The sequence below is a fragment of the Enterobacter cloacae genome (assembly GCF_011078175.1).
GTDB classification, from domain to species: Bacteria; Pseudomonadota; Gammaproteobacteria; order Enterobacterales; family Enterobacteriaceae; genus Enterobacter; species Enterobacter cloacae_Q.
Map to the genome: position 1 here is coordinate 69,768 of NZ_JAALCJ010000008.1, position 16,257 is coordinate 86,024.

General features: G+C 54.5%; 18 protein-coding genes. 7 read left to right on the forward strand and 11 right to left on the reverse strand.

All coding sequences use genetic code 11. The features are described 5' to 3' along the window. The first annotated feature begins 204 nt into the window (after positions 1 to 204). The 5 genes from lptF (at position 205) to mtgA (ending at position 6,466) form a co-directional block, all read left to right on the forward strand. Entirely contained in the window at positions 205 to 1,305 is a 1,101-nt protein-coding gene (gene lptF, locus G6Q29_RS17110; RefSeq protein WP_165466659.1) for an LPS export ABC transporter permease LptF, read from the forward strand. Further along, positions 1,305 to 2,387: an LPS export ABC transporter permease LptG gene (gene lptG, locus G6Q29_RS17115; RefSeq protein WP_165466660.1), complete on the forward strand. Its 1,083-nt coding sequence runs from the start codon at positions 1,305 to 1,307 to the stop codon at positions 2,385 to 2,387. Before lptF ends, lptG begins: the two co-directional genes overlap by 1 nt. 136 nt (positions 2,388 to 2,523) lie before the next feature. After that, on the forward strand, positions 2,524 to 4,857 hold the full coding sequence (gene arcB, locus G6Q29_RS17120; RefSeq protein ID WP_165466661.1) for an aerobic respiration two-component sensor histidine kinase ArcB: 2,334 nt from the start codon (positions 2,524 to 2,526) through the stop codon (positions 4,855 to 4,857). Between the two features lie 233 nt (positions 4,858 to 5,090). Beyond that, a complete protein-coding gene (gene elbB / locus G6Q29_RS17125; RefSeq protein WP_165466662.1) occupies positions 5,091 to 5,744 on the forward strand; it encodes an isoprenoid biosynthesis glyoxalase ElbB in 654 nt (217 codons plus the stop codon). Beyond that, positions 5,741 to 6,466 (forward strand): monofunctional biosynthetic peptidoglycan transglycosylase, encoded by a 726-nt coding sequence (gene mtgA, locus G6Q29_RS17130; protein ID WP_165466663.1) that lies wholly within the window; start codon positions 5,741 to 5,743, stop codon positions 6,464 to 6,466. The genes elbB and mtgA overlap by 4 nt, the downstream gene beginning before the upstream one ends. 39 nt (positions 6,467 to 6,505) lie before the next feature. On the opposite strand, the gene npr is transcribed toward mtgA, so the two are convergent. The 11 genes from npr to G6Q29_RS17185 form a co-directional block, all read right to left on the reverse strand. After that, the gene (gene npr, locus G6Q29_RS17135) at positions 6,506 to 6,778 is read right to left on the reverse strand and encodes a PTS phosphocarrier protein NPr (RefSeq protein ID WP_003861872.1); all 273 of its coding nucleotides are present in this window, start codon (positions 6,776 to 6,778) and stop codon (positions 6,506 to 6,508) included. Then, positions 6,775 to 7,629 carry an RNase adapter RapZ gene (gene rapZ, locus G6Q29_RS17140; protein ID WP_003861870.1) on the reverse strand — a complete coding sequence of 285 codons (855 nt, stop codon included), beginning with the start codon at positions 7,627 to 7,629 and terminating at the stop codon, positions 6,775 to 6,777. Before rapZ ends, npr begins: the two co-directional genes overlap by 4 nt. Positions 7,630 to 7,674: 45 nt before the next feature. Then, positions 7,675 to 8,166: a PTS IIA-like nitrogen regulatory protein PtsN gene (gene ptsN, locus G6Q29_RS17145; RefSeq protein ID WP_006812138.1), complete on the reverse strand. Its 492-nt coding sequence runs from the start codon at positions 8,164 to 8,166 to the stop codon at positions 7,675 to 7,677. Positions 8,167 to 8,248: 82 nt separating this feature from the next. After that, a complete protein-coding gene (hpf, locus tag G6Q29_RS17150; RefSeq protein WP_003861866.1) occupies positions 8,249 to 8,536 on the reverse strand; it encodes a ribosome hibernation promoting factor in 288 nt (95 codons plus the stop codon). Positions 8,537 to 8,558: 22 nt separating this feature from the next. Continuing rightward, entirely contained in the window at positions 8,559 to 9,992 is a 1,434-nt protein-coding gene (rpoN, locus tag G6Q29_RS17155; RefSeq protein WP_165466664.1) for an RNA polymerase factor sigma-54, read from the reverse strand. A 47-nt stretch (positions 9,993 to 10,039) separates the two neighbouring features. Further along, a complete protein-coding gene (gene lptB / locus G6Q29_RS17160) occupies positions 10,040 to 10,765 on the reverse strand; it encodes an LPS export ABC transporter ATP-binding protein (RefSeq protein WP_003861862.1) in 726 nt (241 codons plus the stop codon). Between the two features lie 6 nt (positions 10,766 to 10,771). Further along, positions 10,772 to 11,326 (reverse strand): lipopolysaccharide ABC transporter substrate-binding protein LptA, encoded by a 555-nt coding sequence (gene lptA, locus G6Q29_RS17165; RefSeq protein WP_006812136.1) that lies wholly within the window; start codon positions 11,324 to 11,326, stop codon positions 10,772 to 10,774. After that, positions 11,295 to 11,870 carry an LPS export ABC transporter periplasmic protein LptC gene (lptC, locus tag G6Q29_RS17170; RefSeq protein ID WP_015571983.1) on the reverse strand — a complete coding sequence of 192 codons (576 nt, stop codon included), beginning with the start codon at positions 11,868 to 11,870 and terminating at the stop codon, positions 11,295 to 11,297. Before lptC ends, lptA begins: the two co-directional genes overlap by 32 nt. Next, complete coding sequence (gene kdsC, locus G6Q29_RS17175) at positions 11,867 to 12,433, reverse strand: 3-deoxy-manno-octulosonate-8-phosphatase KdsC (RefSeq protein ID WP_165466665.1); 567 nt, start codon at positions 12,431 to 12,433, stop codon at positions 11,867 to 11,869. Before kdsC ends, lptC begins: the two co-directional genes overlap by 4 nt. 14 nt (positions 12,434 to 12,447) lie before the next feature. Next, positions 12,448 to 13,434 (reverse strand): arabinose-5-phosphate isomerase KdsD, encoded by a 987-nt coding sequence (gene kdsD, locus G6Q29_RS17180; RefSeq protein WP_165466666.1) that lies wholly within the window; start codon positions 13,432 to 13,434, stop codon positions 12,448 to 12,450. A gap of 13 nt (positions 13,435 to 13,447) precedes the next feature. Further along, positions 13,448 to 14,425 carry a calcium/sodium antiporter gene (locus G6Q29_RS17185; protein ID WP_165466667.1) on the reverse strand — a complete coding sequence of 326 codons (978 nt, stop codon included), beginning with the start codon at positions 14,423 to 14,425 and terminating at the stop codon, positions 13,448 to 13,450. A 227-nt stretch (positions 14,426 to 14,652) separates the two neighbouring features. Here G6Q29_RS17185 and mlaF point away from each other — a divergent pair, with 227 nt between their 5' ends. Together mlaF and mlaE are read left to right on the forward strand one after the other, a co-directional pair. Continuing rightward, on the forward strand, positions 14,653 to 15,465 hold the full coding sequence (mlaF, locus tag G6Q29_RS17190; RefSeq protein WP_165466668.1) for a phospholipid ABC transporter ATP-binding protein MlaF: 813 nt from the start codon (positions 14,653 to 14,655) through the stop codon (positions 15,463 to 15,465). Positions 15,466 to 15,472: 7 nt separating this feature from the next. Then, the gene (mlaE, locus tag G6Q29_RS17195; protein WP_003861848.1) at positions 15,473 to 16,255 is read left to right on the forward strand and encodes a lipid asymmetry maintenance ABC transporter permease subunit MlaE; all 783 of its coding nucleotides are present in this window, start codon (positions 15,473 to 15,475) and stop codon (positions 16,253 to 16,255) included. Positions 16,256 to 16,257: the final 2 nt, after the last annotated feature.

The following is a 16,257-nucleotide window of genomic DNA, read 5'->3' on the forward strand; positions in this document are numbered from 1 at the left end:
GTAACTCATGTCCGCCGTTGTGGTGACTTCGTGTTAATCTTACGTTACTACGGTTTCGACACGTCAATAAATGTCATGAAGCGCGAATCCGCCGGGTTTTTTAATCTTAGCGATGATTTCGACGACTCAAGAGAATAAATGACGTTTAAGCCATGAAACAAGCTAAATTCCTGCATAAGACGAGTTTTAACGGGCGTATTTAAAGTGATAATCATAAGATATCTGGTTCGGGAGACGTTGAAGAGCCAACTGGCGATCCTCTTTATCCTCCTTCTGATCTTTTTCTGTCAGAAGCTGGTCAGGATCCTCGGCGCGGCGGTTGATGGCGAAATCCCAACGAATCTGGTGCTTTCCCTGCTCGGGCTTGGCGTGCCGGAAATGGCGCAGCTTATCCTGCCGTTAAGTCTGTTCCTTGGTCTGCTGATGACCCTGGGTAAGCTCTATACCGAAAGCGAAATCACCGTGATGCATGCCTGCGGCCTCAGTAAAGCCGTACTGGTAAAAGCAGCCATGGTGCTGGCGCTGTTCACGGGCATTGTTGCCGCGGTTAACGTCATGTGGGCGGGGCCGACCTCGTCCCGTCATCAGGATGAGGTGTTGGCGGAAGCCAAAGCTAACCCGGGGCTGGCGGCGCTGGCGCAGGGGCAGTTCCAGCAGGCGACCGACGGTAACTCCGTGCTGTTTATCGAAAGCGTGGATGGCAATCGCTTCAATGACGTGTTTCTTGCTCAACTGCGCCCGAAAGGTAACGCTCGCCCTTCTGTGGTGGTAGCGGACTCCGGTCAGCTGGCGCAGCGTAAAGATGGCTCTCAGGTTGTCACGCTGAACAAAGGAACGCGTTTCGAAGGCACGGCTATGCTGCGCGACTTCCGCATTACGGATTTCCAGAACTATCAGGCCATCATTGGTCATCAGGCCGTCGCGCTCGATCCAACCGATACTGAGCAGATGGATATGCGCACCTTAATGAATACCGATACCGATCGTGCGCGTGCTGAACTGCACTGGCGTCTCACGCTGGTATTCACCGTATTTATGATGGCGCTGATGGTGGTTCCGCTAAGCGTGGTGAACCCGCGCCAGGGCCGCGTGCTGTCGATGCTGCCAGCGATGCTGCTGTATCTGGTGTTCTTCCTGCTGCAAACCTCAATCAAGTCTAACGGCGGGAAAGGCAAAATTGACCCGATGCTCTGGACCTGGGTCGTGAATGGTTTGTATCTGCTGCTGGCAGTCGGACTCAACTTGTGGGACACGGTGCCTGTGCGTCGTCTTCGTGCCCGGTTTACGCGTAAAGGAGCCATCTAATGCAGGCGTTTGGCGTACTTGACCGCTATATAGGTAAAACGATTTTCACCACCATCATGATGACCCTGTTCATGCTGGTGTCGCTCTCGGGCATTATCAAATTTGTCGACCAGCTGAAAAAAGCCGGGCAGGGGAGCTACGACGCGTTGGGCGCCGGGATGTACACCCTGCTCAGCGTACCAAAAGATGTACAGATCTTCTTCCCGATGGCGGCCCTGCTGGGGGCGCTGCTGGGCCTGGGGATGCTGGCTCAGCGTAGCGAACTGGTGGTGATGCAGGCATCGGGCTTTACCCGTATGCAGGTTGCGCTGTCGGTGATGAAAACCGCGATCCCGCTGGTGCTGTTGACCATGGCGATTGGCGAATGGGTCGCGCCGCAGGGCGAACAGATGGCGCGTAACTACCGTGCTCAGGCTATGTACGGCGGGTCACTGCTCTCCACGCAGCAGGGGTTATGGGCGAAAGATGGTCAGAACTTCGTCTATATCGAACGCGTTAAAGGGGACGATGAACTGGGCGGCGTGAGCATCTATGCCTTCAATAACGATCGTCGTTTGCAGTCGGTGCGTTATGCCGCCTCCGCTAAATTTGATGCGAACAACAAGCTGTGGCGGTTATCCCAGGTTGATGAATCTGACCTGACGAACCCAAAACAGATCACCGGTTCGCAGACCGTTAGCGGTACCTGGAAAACGAACCTGACGCCGGACAAGCTTGGCGTGGTAGCGCTCGATCCCGATGCGCTCTCCATCAGCGGTCTGCATAATTACGTGAACTATCTGAAATCGAGCGGACAGGATGCGGGGCGTTACCAGCTCAACATGTGGAGCAAAATCTTCCAGCCGCTGTCCGTAGCGGTGATGATGCTGATGGCGCTGTCGTTCATCTTTGGACCGCTGCGTAGCGTGCCGATGGGGGTTCGCGTGGTAACCGGTATCAGCTTTGGTTTCGTGTTCTACGTCCTCGATCAGATTTTCGGTCCGCTAACGCTGGTATATGGTATTCCGCCAATTATCGGCGCGCTGTTGCCGAGCGCCAGCTTCTTCCTGATCAGCCTCTGGATGCTGTTAAAACGCTCCTGATCAACCTTCTTCCTCGCTCCCGGTTGCCGGGGGCGAGGCTAATCTCCTGTTTCACCCCGCACTTTTTCTCACAACCTTCAACGCCTCGCCGTGAATTTGAGTATTATTGAGCGATAAAGTCGTGAAGGGATCCTCTATGAAGCAAATTCGAATGCTGGCCCAGTACTACGTCGACCTGATGATGAAGCTCGGGCTGGTGCGTTTTTCCATGCTGCTGGCGCTGGCGCTGGTCGTTCTGGCCATCGTCGTGCAAATGGCCGTGACCATGGTTCTGCATGGTCAGGTCGAGAGCATCGACGTGATCCGCTCTATTTTCTTTGGCCTGCTGATTACCCCATGGGCGGTCTATTTCCTCTCCGTGGTGGTTGAGCAACTGGAAGAGTCCCGACAGCGTTTATCGAAACTGGTGGATAAGCTGGAAGAGATGCGCGAACGCGATCTCAAACTCAATGTCCAGCTCAAGGACAACATTGCCCAGCTGAATCAGGAAATTTCAGACCGTGAGAAGGCGGAAGCCGAGCGTCAGACCACGCTTGAGCAGCTGAAAATCGAGATGAAAGAGCGTGAAGTGACGCAGATCCAGCTGGAACAACAATCCTCTTTTCTGCGCTCGTTCCTCGATGCGTCGCCGGATCTGGTGTTCTACCGTAATGAAGATAAAGAGTTCTCCGGCTGTAACCGGGCCATGGAACTGTTGACCGGTAAAAGCGAAAAGCAGCTGATCCACCTGAAACCTCAGGACGTCTATTCCGAAGAGGCGGCAGCAAAAGTGATGGAGACGGATGAAAAGGTCTTTCGCCATAACGTTTCGCTGACCTATGAGCAGTGGCTGGACTACCCCGACGGGCGCAAAGCCTGCTTTGAGATCCGCAAAGTGCCTTATTACGACCGGGTGGGTAAACGGCATGGTCTGATGGGCTTTGGCCGTGATATTACCGAGCGTAAGCGCTATCAGGATGCGCTGGAGCGCGCCAGCCGGGATAAAACAACCTTCATCTCCACCATCAGCCATGAACTGCGCACCCCGCTGAATGGCATTGTGGGGCTAAGCCGCATTCTGCTGGATACCGAGCTGACCAGCGAGCAGGAAAAATACCTCAAAACGATCCACGTCTCGGCGGTCACGCTGGGCAATATCTTCAATGATATTATCGACATGGATAAGATGGAGCGCCGTAAAGTTCAGCTCGACAACCAGCCGGTTGATTTTACCGGCTTCCTCGCGGACCTGGAAAACCTGTCAGGTTTGCAGGCTCAGCAAAAAGGGTTGAGCTTTGTGATGGAGCCAACGCTGCCGTTGCCGCATAAAGTGGTGACGGACGGCACGCGTCTGCGTCAGATCCTGTGGAATCTCATCAGCAATGCCGTGAAGTTTACCCAGAGGGGGCAGGTTGCGGTGCGTATTCGTTATGACGAAGGGGACATGCTCCACTTTGAAGTTGAGGACTCGGGTATCGGCATTCCTCAGGAGGAGCAGGATAAGATCTTCGCCATGTACTATCAGGTTAAAGACAGCCACGGCGGTAAACCGGCAACCGGTACGGGCATTGGCCTGGCGGTGTCGAAACGTCTGGCGAAAAGTATGGGTGGGGATATTACCGTTGCCAGCCAGCCGGGTAAAGGCTCCACCTTTACGCTTACCGTCCACGCGCCTGCCGTCGCGGAAGAGGTGGAAGATACGTTTGAGAACGACGATATGCCGCTGCCAGCCCTGCACGTCCTGCTGGTGGAAGATATTGAGCTGAACGTCATTGTCGCCCGGTCGGTACTGGAAAAACTCGGTAATAGCGTGGATGTGGCGATGACCGGCAAAGCCGCGCTGGAGATGTTCACGCCGGGCGAGTATGACCTGGTGCTGCTCGATATTCAGCTGCCGGACATGACCGGGCTGGATATCTCCCGCGAGCTGACGCGCAAATATGCCCCTGACGAGCTGCCGCCGCTGGTGGCGTTGACCGCAAACGTGCTGAAAGATAAAAAAGAGTACCTTGATGCCGGGATGGATGATGTGCTCAGCAAGCCGCTGGCAGTACCTGCCCTGACGGCGATGATCAAGAAGTTCTGGGATACCTGTGATGAAGAGGAGAGCACCATGACGTCTGTTGATAGCGCCAAAGCCCAAACGATACTGGATACCGCCATGCTGGAGCAGTATATCGATCTGGTGGGACCAAAACTGATCACCGATGGTCTGGCCGTGTTCGAAAAAATGATGCCGGGCTATCTGAACGTGCTTGAATCTAACCTGACGGCGCGTGACCAGAAGGGCATCGTCGAAGAGGGACATAAAATCAAAGGCGCGGCTGGCTCCGTCGGGTTACGCCATCTCCAGCAGTTGGGCCAACAGATTCAGTCACCTGATTTACCTGCCTGGGAAGATAACGTAGGTGATTGGGTTGAAGAGATGAAACAAGAGTGGCAAAACGATGTGGCAGTGCTGAAAGCCTGGGTGGATGCCAGAAAAAAATGACCCCGGCTATACCGGGGTGCGCGAATACTGCGCCAACACCAGGGAAATCGTGGCTGCGCCTGATTTTTGTGGGTTGTTTTCGCATGGACGCCGCCTGAAAAATTGAGGCCGCACGCAGATAAGATAGCAAATCTTAAACAGTTTGTTACATGAATCAGTGAAATGTGTGAAGCATAGCGTTTTAATCAGAATTTTTAATGTGCTTCAGCGAGTTGCATAGAAGGATCGTCAGAATGAAAAAGATTGGTGTCGTACTGAGCGGATGTGGTGTTTACGATGGTTCAGAGATACATGAAACCGTATTAACGCTGCTGGCCTTGTCGCGCCAGGGAGCAGACGTTACCTGCTTCGCCCCGGATAAAACCCAGGCAGACGTGATTAATCATCTTACCGGCGAGCCAATGGCGGAAAGCCGTAACGTGCTGATTGAAGCGGCGCGTATTGTGCGCGGCGATATTCACCCGCTGGCACAGGCCGATGCGGCTGAACTTGATGCGCTCATCGTGCCGGGCGGGTTTGGCGCGGCGAAAAACCTGAGCACGTTTGCAACGGAAGGCGCGGCGTGTCACGTCGATCCCGATTTAAAAGCGCTATCGCAGGCGATGCATGCGGCAGGTAAGCCGCAGGGCTTTATCTGCATTGCGCCAGCCATGCTGCCGAAAATTTTTGATTTCCCGCTGCGGCTCACGATCGGAACCGACATTGATACCGCGGAGATTGTCGAGGATATGGGCGGTGAACACGTTCCATGTCCGGTAGACGACATTGTGGTGGATGAGGACAACAAAATCATCACCACGCCAGCGTATATGCTGGCGCAGAACATCGCAGAGGCTGCCGCAGGCATTGAAAAGCTGGTGGACAGAGTGCTGGTCCTGACCGAATGAGTCGTAAATTTTCCCCCGGCGGGTGGTTAAAACGGATCCTGCTGCGGATGGTGCTGGTCCTGGCGGTTTTCTGGGGCGGCGGTATTGCGCTGTTCAGCATCCTGCCCGTCCCGTTTTCCGCCGTGATGGCAGAGCGGCAGGTAAGCGCGTGGCTCTCGGGCGATTTTGACTATGTTGCCCACTCAGACTGGGTCAGCATGGATGCAATCTCCCCGTGGATGGGGCTGGCGGTCATTGCGGCAGAAGATCAGAAATTCCCGGAGCACTGGGGTTTTGACGTAGCGGCTATCGAAAAGGCGCTGGATCATAATGAACGTCATGAAAACCGCGTCCGCGGCGCGTCGACGCTTTCTCAGCAGACGGTAAAAAACCTGTTCTTATGGGACGGCCGCAGCTGGGTGAGAAAAGGGCTGGAGGCCGGGCTGACGCTGGGTGTCGAGACGGTGTGGAGCAAAAAACGCATTTTAACCGTCTACCTGAATATCGCGGAATTTGGTGACGGCGTGTTTGGGGTCGAAGCAGCATCGCAGCGCTATTTTGGCAAGCCCGCCAGCAGGCTGACTATGTCCGAAGCAGCACTGCTTGCCGCCGTGCTGCCGAACCCGCTGCGTTTTAAGGCCAGCGCCCCGTCAGGCTACGTGCGAAGCCGGCAGGCGTGGATTATGCGCCAGATGCGTCAGCTGGGTGGGGAAGGGTTTATGGAGCGAAATAATCTTATGTAGGGCGGGTAAGCGCAGCGCTACCCGCCGACATGGCGAACGTTAGTCTTCGTCAAACCCGGCGTTAAACAGGGCAATCACTGCCGCCAGCGCTTCTTCTTCCTGCGGACCGGTGGCTTCCACTTCAATCTGACGGCCTTTGGCAGAATCCAGCATTAGCAGCGCAATCACGCTGTTGGCTTCTGCCTCGGTTCCCTCGTCGTTGCGCAGCAGCACCTCAGCATCAAAACCCTGCATCAGTTCAAACAGCTTCATCGCCGGGCGCGCATGCATGCCCAGCTTGTTAGTGATTTCGACGGTCTGTTTTACGGTCATGTTTTACGTTTTTCCAGGGTGCGATGACGGGACTGAACGTTCTTCCCGCGAGAGCGGAAATAATCAGCCAGCTGTTCGGCAATGTACACCGAACGATGTTTACCGCCGGTACAGCCAATCGCTACCGTCAGGTAGCTACGATTGTTTGTTTCCAGCATAGGTAACCATAGCTCAAGGTAGCTTCGCGTCTGGTAAATAAAATTGTGTACTTCAGTGTGTCGATCGAGGAACGCTGCCACGGGCTTATCCAGACCGGTCATAGGACGCAGTTTTGGATCCCAGTGTGGGTTCGGCAGGAATCGCACATCAAAAACGTAATCCGCATCGATAGGTATACCGTGCTTAAAGCCGAAGGATTCAAACACCATCGTTAGTTCGCGCTCGCGCTTGCCGAGTAAGCGCGTACGCAGCATTTCCGCCAGCTCGTGGACGGACATTTCAGAGGTGTCGACAATCAGGTCGGCTCGTGAACGCAGCGGTTCAAGCAGATCGCTCTCTTTATCGATGGCGCTTTCCAGCGAAAGATTTTTACTGGAGAGCGGATGCAAACGACGTGTATCGCTGTAGCGTCGGATCAACGTGTTGCGGTCAGCATCGAGGAACAAGAGCTGAGGCGAGAAGCATTCCGGCAGGCTATTCATTGCCTGCTCGAAGATTTCCGGCGATTCCGGCATGTTACGCACGTCTATACTGACGGCGGCAGAGATTTGCCTGTCTGCGAGCGTTCGCGCCAGATCGGGTAACAGCACTACTGGCAGGTTGTCTACGCAGTAAAATCCCATGTCTTCCAGCGCACGCAAGGCCACGGACTTCCCGGACCCTGAACGACCGCTGACGATCATCAGCACCATGTTCCGTTTCTCCTCAGGGCAGCTGTTCTGAAAGCCATCTCGCGATTATGCCTCATCCTGGTGGCCTTCTGCTTCAGTGATAATTTGATAAAGCTCTTCATCACTTTGGGCTGAGCGCAGTCGACGACAAATGGTTTTATCTGCCAGACGTTTGGCAACCAGCGACAGCGTGTGCAGGTGGGTTTTAGTCTGATCGGCAGGAACCAGCAGTGCGAAAAGCAGATCCACAGGCTGGTTATCAATGGCGTCAAAAGCGATAGGCGTTTCCAGTTGCACAAACACGCCCACGGCACGCAGCGTATCTTCTTCAAGCTTGCCGTGCGGGATCGCAATGCCATTGCCGATACCTGTACTGCCCATTTTTTCTCGAGTCAGAATGGCTTCAAATACGATCTGCGGCGGCAGACCCAGCTGTTTTGCGGCCAGTTCACTAATAATCTCCAGCGCACGTTTTTTGCTCTGGCAGTGAACGCCACTGCGGGTACAATCCTGGTTAAGGACATTGCTCAGTTGAAGAGCGGAATCGTTGTTTATCATAATTTCACCTAAGCGCTAACTGTACAAATGGCCTGTTGTGTTTCACAACAGGCCGTCCTGCACCCGTTAACTGCCCGGACAATTAGTGTTGTTTCAGTTTATCTTTATGTTTATTGAGCTGTCTCGCAAGCTTATCAATCAAGCCGTCGATAGCCGCGTACATGTCTTGCCCTTCCGCACTGGCATGAAGTTCCCCTCCGTTGACGTGCAGGGTTGCATCCGAGATATGCGTCACTTTCTCCACTTTCAACACAACATAGACCTGGTTGATCCTCTCGAAATACTGCTCGAGTTTCGCAAACTTAGTGTTTACAAAATCGCGTAAAGCCTCAGTAATCTCGACGTTATGTCCGGTGATATTGAGCTGCATAGTGTCTTCCTTATCGGTTGTGTCAAACCAGTTGTTTACGCTGGTTAGACGGCGGAATGGATAAAGACTCTCGATACTTCGCGACAGTACGACGTGCCACCATAATACCCTGATCGGACAGCATGGTGGTTAACTTACTGTCACTGAGTGGCTTCGCGGGGTTCTCCGCGGCGATCAACTTCTTCACCAGTGCGCGAATAGCCGTTGACGAGGCTTCGCCGCCGCCTTCGGTATTCACGTGGCTGGAGAAGAAATACTTAAGCTCAAAAATACCGCGTGGGCTGTGCAGATACTTCTGCGTGGTCACGCGGGAAATGGTTGATTCATGCATCTCGACGGCCTGGGCGATATCCGCCAACACCATCGGTTTCATAAATTCTTCGCCCTGCTCAAAGAACGCCTGCTGTTGTTCGACAATACAGCGGCTAACGCGCAGCAGCGTGTCATTACGGCTCTCCAGACTCTTGATCAACCAGCGTGCTTCCTGAAGGTTGCTGCGAATGTATTGATTATCAGCGTCGTTACGTGCGCTGGTGCACATGGAGGCGTATTGCTGGTTGATTTGCAGGCGAGGAATGCTGTCGACGTTCAGTTCAACGACCCAGCGGCCATTATGTTTTCTCACCAGCACATCAGGAATAACATATTCCGGCTCGCTGGTCTGGATCGACTGCCCCGGTCGCGGATCGAGCGACTGGATCAGATTCACCGCTTCCTTCAGCACCTCTTCTTTCAGGCGCGTGACGCGCATCAGGGTGCGGAAGTCGTGATTCGCCAGCAGATCCAGATGATCGCTGATGATGAGCCGGGCTTCGTCAATCCACGGTGTCTCTTTGGCAAACTGCGAAAGCTGGATCAGAAGGCAGTCGCGCAGATCTTTCGCGGCGACGCCAATCGGGTCGAAACGCTGAACGCGTTTCAGGACGGCTTCGATCTCTTCCAGCTCTATCTCGTCATCGCCGATGCTTTCAAGAATCTCGTCCAGCGTTACGGTCAAATAGCCCGTGTCGTCAACGGCATCAACAATCGAGGTGGCAATGGCGCGATCGGTATCGGAGAAAGGGGTCAGCTCGACCTGCCACATCAGATAGTCCTGAAGCGACTGGGTGGTTTCACCCTGGTAGACCGGGAGTTCATCGTCCTGGTAGTCTGCACGCGTCCCGGAAGGAGTACCCGCGGTGTAGATTTCATCCCAGCTGGCATCCAGCGGCAGTTCGTCCGGCATCTCTTTCTGTTCGAGCGCATCTACGGAGTCGAGCGTTTCTGTGTCCTGCGTCTGCTGGGTGTCTACCTCGTCATGAAGATCGGTTTGCTCCAGCAGCGGATTGCTGTCCAGCGCCTGCTGGAGCTCCTGCTGGAGTTCTAACGTGGACAACTGCAACAGACGGATTGCCTGCTGTAGCTGCGGCGTCATGGCCAGTTGCTGGCTAAGCCGTAATTGCAAACCTTGCTTCATGTTCAGCGCGTTTTTCTCCGGTTCGGCGTGACTTAACCTCTACCCTATCAGAGTCTGAAGTCTTCCCCAAGGTACACGCGCTTAACATGCTCATCTTCGAGGATTTGCTGCGGCGTACCGTGGGCAATAAGATGGCCCTGGCTCACAATGTAGGCGCGCTCACACACGGCCAGCGTTTCACGAACGTTGTGGTCCGTGATCAGTACGCCAAGCCCGCTATCGCGCAGATGCTCAATAATACGTTTGATATCGATAACGGAGATGGGGTCAACGCCCGCAAACGGTTCATCCAGCAGGATGAATTTCGGGTTTGCTGCCAGCGCGCGCGCAATCTCAACGCGGCGGCGTTCACCGCCGGACAGTGCCTGACCGAGGCTGTCGCGAAGGTGTTCGATATGAAACTCTTCCATCAGCTCGTTCGCACGGTCAGTGCGTTGCTCGCTGGTCAGATCGTCACGGATCTGGAGCACGGCCATCAGGTTATCGAACACGCTTAAGCGGCGGAAGATGGAGGCTTCCTGCGGCAGATAGCCGATGCCACGACGCGCGCGGGCATGAAGCGGCAGCAGGCTGATGTCTTCATCATCGATAATAATGTTGCCGGCATCACGCGGGACAATGCCCACGACCATGTAGAAAGTCGTGGTTTTACCCGCACCGTTAGGGCCAAGCAAACCCACGATTTCGCCGGAGTTGACGGTCAGACTGACATCTTCGACGACGCGGCGGCCCTTGTACGCTTTCGCGAGGTTTTTTGCAGTTAATGTTGCCATAACGAATTAATTACTCTTTTTTTGTGCCGGAGCCTGACCGTTGTTCTTGTCCTGCAACTGCGAAGGCACAAGCACGGTAGTGACGCGCTTGCCTTTTTCGCTGGAGGCCTGCATTTTCTGCTCTTTCACCAGATAGGTGATCTTGTCGCCTTTGATATTGCTGTCCAGCTGTTCCAGGTAAGCATTACCGGTCAGAATGACCAGATCCTTCGCCAGTTCATAATGCATATGTGAGGCATGGCCTTTCACCGGCTTGCCGTTGTCCTGCATCTGGTAGAAGGTGGCCGGGTTGCCATAACCATCGATAATCTCTTTGCCCTGCTCGCCGCCCGGACGAGTAACGACCACTTTGTCGGCATTGATTTTAATGGTGCCCTGGGTCATGACGACGTTGCCGGTAAAGGTGACGACGTTACCCTGCATATCCAGAGACTGGGTATCAGATTCAATATGAATCGGCTGTTCGGTATCGCCAGTCACAGCAAGCGCGGGAAGACTGGCCGCCAGCAGCGCGCTGGCGATAACAACTTTAAGGCTGAGTTTGTTTGTTTTGAATTTCATAGGAGGTTCTAACCTTTTCAATCAGCTCGGCGTTTTTGCTGCGTAAGTTCCCGCGCATTCTTAAACCGCTGGAATTAAATGTTGTGCCATACAGGGTGACTAAATCCTGCGACGTGACATCCTGGGTGACCAGGTTGATCTGGGCGTTATCCGTCGTAATTTTTCGCAGTTGAGCGTCAGCGGTCAGGGCGTTGACTTCAACGTGACCATACAGGTAAAGCATACGGTCATTTGTCAGTTTTGCCCGGTCAGACTTGATAGACCACGTCGGCACTTTGTCCGTATCAAAGGTGGTCATGACCGGTTGGGTAAACCATGAGGTACCGTCATCTGAAAAATATTCTACATGCTGCGCAACCAGGCGATAGTTCAGCGCGCCTTCCGGGCTATAGACCACGGTGTCGCTGTGATCGCTTTTATAGGTCGGGTCGCTCGTGTTAACCACTTCCGCTTGCGTATCATCGCGGTCTGCGAGGTTTACGCCAATCAGTACCAGGGCGACAAGCGCAAGCAGAATGATAACCCAACGTCTGGTTTTACTCATATCGATTGCCCTTTCGCCTCATCAAGCTTGCCCTGCGCCAGCAGAAGCAGATCGCAGACTTCACGGACGGCGCCACGGCCACCGTGAATATGGGTTACGTAATCAGCACGCGGGATCAGCAGCGGATGCGCGTCAGCCACGGCGATGCTCAGACCTACCTCCGCCATCACTGGCCAGTCGATCAAATCATCCCCGACGTACGCCACATTCTCTGGTGCAATGGCCAGTTTTCCCAGCAGATCCCGGAAGGCTACCATCTTATCAGACTGCCCCTGATAGAGATGGGTAATGCCCAGCGTTTCACACCGATCTTCTACCAGTTTAGCTTTCCGCCCGGTGATGATTGCAACTTCAATACCGGACGTGAGCGCACAGCGGATACCGTAACCGTCGCGAACGTTAAAGGCTTTCAGCTCTTCGCCGTTATTGCCCATATAAATCAGACCGTCGGAGAGCACACCATCCACATCGAGGATCAGCAGGCGGATATTTTCCGCCTTTGTCATCATGTGGGCACTCACCGGGCCATAACAGGTTGCAAGGGATGCACCCGCATTACTCATTGTCTTATCCTTCATTACACTACGCCAGCGCGCAGCAGATCATGCATATGTACCACACCCAGCAGTTGGTCGCCATCGGCAACCATCACTGAGGTAATATGGCGGGACTGCATCAGGTTCAGCACCTCTACCGCCAGCGTACCCGGACGGACGCGGATCCCGCCTGGCGTCATCACATCAGCGATGCCCAGCGTGCGGACATCCACACCCATATCAAATACCCGGCGCAGGTCACCGTCGGTGAAAATGCCCTGAATCTTCATCAGGTCATCGCAGATAACCGTCATGCCCAGATTTTTACGGGTAATCTCCAGCAACGCATCGCGCAGAGAGGCCTCTTTGCTGACGTGCGGGATCTCATCCCCGGTGTGCATAATATCGTTAACCCGCAGCAGCAGTTTGCGCCCGAGCGCGCCGCCGGGATGAGACAGGGCGAAATCTTCCGGCGTAAAGCCGCGGGCTTCCAGGAGCGCAACGGCAAGGGCATCGCCCATCACCAGCGCGGCGGTGGTGCTGGAGGTCGGCGCCAGCCCCAGCGGACAGGCTTCTTTAGGCACCTTCACGCACAGGTGAATATCCGCCGCACGCGCCATGCTGCTTTCCGGGCGGCTGGTCATGCAAATCAGCGGTACGTGCAGACGCTTCAGCACCGGGATCAACGCCAGGATTTCATTCGATTCCCCGGAGTTGGACAGCGCAATAACCACGTCCTGCGGCGTAACCATGCCGAGGTCACCGTGCGCGGCTTCACCCGGATGAACGAAGAATGACGACGTGCCGGTACTGGCAAAGGTCGCCGCCATTTTGCGTCCAATATGGCCGGACTTGCCCATCCCCATTACCACGACTTTGCCGGCACAGTGGAACATCTTCTCACAGGCCAGACTAAAATCCTGATTAATGTACTGATCTAACTGCGCCAGACCTTCACGTTCAATCTCCAGAACGTCTTTGCCTGCTTTCTGAAAGTCAAAACCCGGCTGCAATTCTATTTGCGACATAATGCGTTTCCGTTTACCCAGAGAGAAGAGGCGAAAGCCAGTACAGCATCGCCAGCCATACGATAAATCCACCCGTCAGCAGCGCGCCTGCGCCTTTGCCGATCTGCTCTTTTCGCCGCCAGCAGAGCAGGGCAAAAATCACGCTGACCAGCAGCATCACACCGTAATCGCGCGTGAAAACCATAGGGTTAAACGGCCCCGGCGAGATTAGCGCCGGCAGCCCCGTCACGATTGCGATATTGAAAATATTCGAGCCGATGATATTGCCGATGGCGATATCGTCTTCTCCTTTACGCGCCCCGGCGATGGCGGTAGCCAGCTCTGGCAGGCTGGTGCCGATGGCGATTACCGTCAGACCGATTGTCAGTTCGCTCATCGCAAACGCGTTCGCTAGCACCGTCGCGTTATCGACTACCATCTGCGTAGCCATTGGCATGATGATCAGCGCGACGCCCAGCCACAGCAGGGCGACGGGTAAGGTCCCTTCCCGGGGCAGCTCGGCGAGATGCTCACGCGTGAGGCTATCGTTACCCTGTTTTTCCGCCAGACGCGCGATCTTCACGCTATAAAGCAACCAGATCACGGCCAGTGCAAGCAGGAATATACCGTCATCGACGCTCAGCACGCCGTCATAAAGCACGTAACCTGCCAGCAGACTGACGACTAACATTAGCGGCAATTCACGACGCAAAACATCAGAATGCACGCGAAATGGATGCAATAATGCGGCTAAACCTAAAATCAGTAAGATATTGACGATATTAGAGCCAATCGCGGTGCCGATAGCGAGGTCGACCTGGCCATGCAGCGAGGCTGAAACTGAAACGATGATTTCAGGTAGCGATGTGCCTACACTGACCACCGTCATGCCGATAATAATGGGCGGCATGCCAACGAGTCGACAGAGAATGGATGCGGCAAAGACCAAACGGTCAGCACTGTAGACCACCAACAGTAAACCAATTATTAACAGTGCTGTTGCTAAAAGCATCAAAAGTCCTTTCTTCAGGTATACTCGCTGGTCCACTGCGCACGAATGTTGGCGCCAGATGAAGTCTGAGACGTAACGAATTCCTAATTTTGACTTTATGCGCCGGAAAAGTAAAACAAATGCCAGCTTTCGCTAACCCCAATAGTGAATATTCTGTAAAAATGCGGGGTTTAGGGCTGATTTACGCTTCATGCCAGCCGTGAAGCAAGGTAAGTAAGGAACCATAAATGAGCCAAACGATGGCGAATATAGTCGATGTCCGGGGCGTCAGTTTTTCTCGCGGCAACCGGTTAATATTTGATGATATTTCGCTGACCGTGCCGCGCGGTAAAATCACCGCCATCATGGGGCCGTCAGGGATCGGTAAAACCACGTTGCTGCGTCTTATCGGCGGACAAATCCCCCCTGATAGCGGCGAGATTCTCTTCGACGGCGAAAATGTCCCGAAGATGTCTCGCTCGCGCCTCTACACGGTTCGCAAACGGATGAGCATGCTCTTTCAGTCGGGCGCGCTGTTCACGGATATGAACGTTTTTGACAACGTGGCCTATCCGTTGCGTGAGCATACCCATCTTCCCCCTGAACTGTTGCACAGCACGGTGATGATGAAGCTTGAAGCCGTGGGGCTGCGTGGGGCTGCGAAACTCATGCCGTCTGAACTATCGGGTGGGATGGCGCGCCGCGCCGCACTGGCACGTGCTATTGCCCTGGAACCCGATTTAATCATGTTCGATGAACCGTTCGTCGGGCAGGACCCTATCACCATGGGCGTACTGGTGAAGTTAATCTCGGAGCTAAACAGCGCCCTTGGCGTCACTTGCGTAGTGGTTTCCCACGACGTGCCGGAAGTGCTGAGTATCGCTGATTACGCCTATATTGTGGCTGACAAAAAGATCGTCGCCCACGGCAGCGCCCAGGCCTTGCAGGTAAATGGCGATCCGCGTGTGCGACAGTTCCTGGACGGAATCGCAGATGGGCCAGTGCCTTTCCGCTATCCGGCGGGCGACTACCATGACGATTTACTGGGAATAGGGAGTTAAGCCACTCATGCTGTTAAATGCGTTGGCGGGTCTTGGACACCGTGGCCTAAAAACCATCAGTACGTTCGGACGTGCCGGATTAATGTTGTTCAACGCGCTGGTTGGCAAACCGGAGTTCCGCAAACATGCACCGTTACTGGTGCGGCAGCTTTATAACGTCGGCGTTTTGTCGATGCTTATCATCATCGTGTCGGGTCTGTTTATTGGCATGGTGCTGGGGTTGCAGGGATATCTGGTGCTGACAACCTACAGCGCGGAAACCAGCCTTGGCATGCTGGTGGCGCTTTCGCTGCTGCGTGAACTCGGGCCGGTGGTTGCCGCGCTGCTGTTCGCCGGGCGTGCCGGGTCAGCGTTGACGGCGGAAATTGGCCTGATGCGCGCCACCGAGCAGCTCTCCAGTATGGAGATGATGGCGGTCGATCCGCTGCGCCGGGTCATCTCTCCGCGCTTCTGGGCCGGGGTCATCTCCTTGCCGTTACTGACTATCCTCTTTGTAGCGGTAGGTATCTGGGGAGGTGCGCTGGTTGGTGTTAACTGGAAAGGCATTGATGCTGGGTTCTTCTGGTCGGCCATGCAGGACGCCATCGATCTGCGAATGGATCTGGTGAACTGTCTGATCAAGAGCGTGGTTTTCGCTGTGACGGTTACCTGGATTGCGTTGTTTAATGGTTACGATGCTATTCCGACGTCGGCGGGCATTAGCCGTGCAACGACGCGTACTGTCGTACATTCGTCGCTGGCCGTTTTAGGTCTGGATTTTGTGCTCACCGCACTGATGTTTGGGAATTGAGT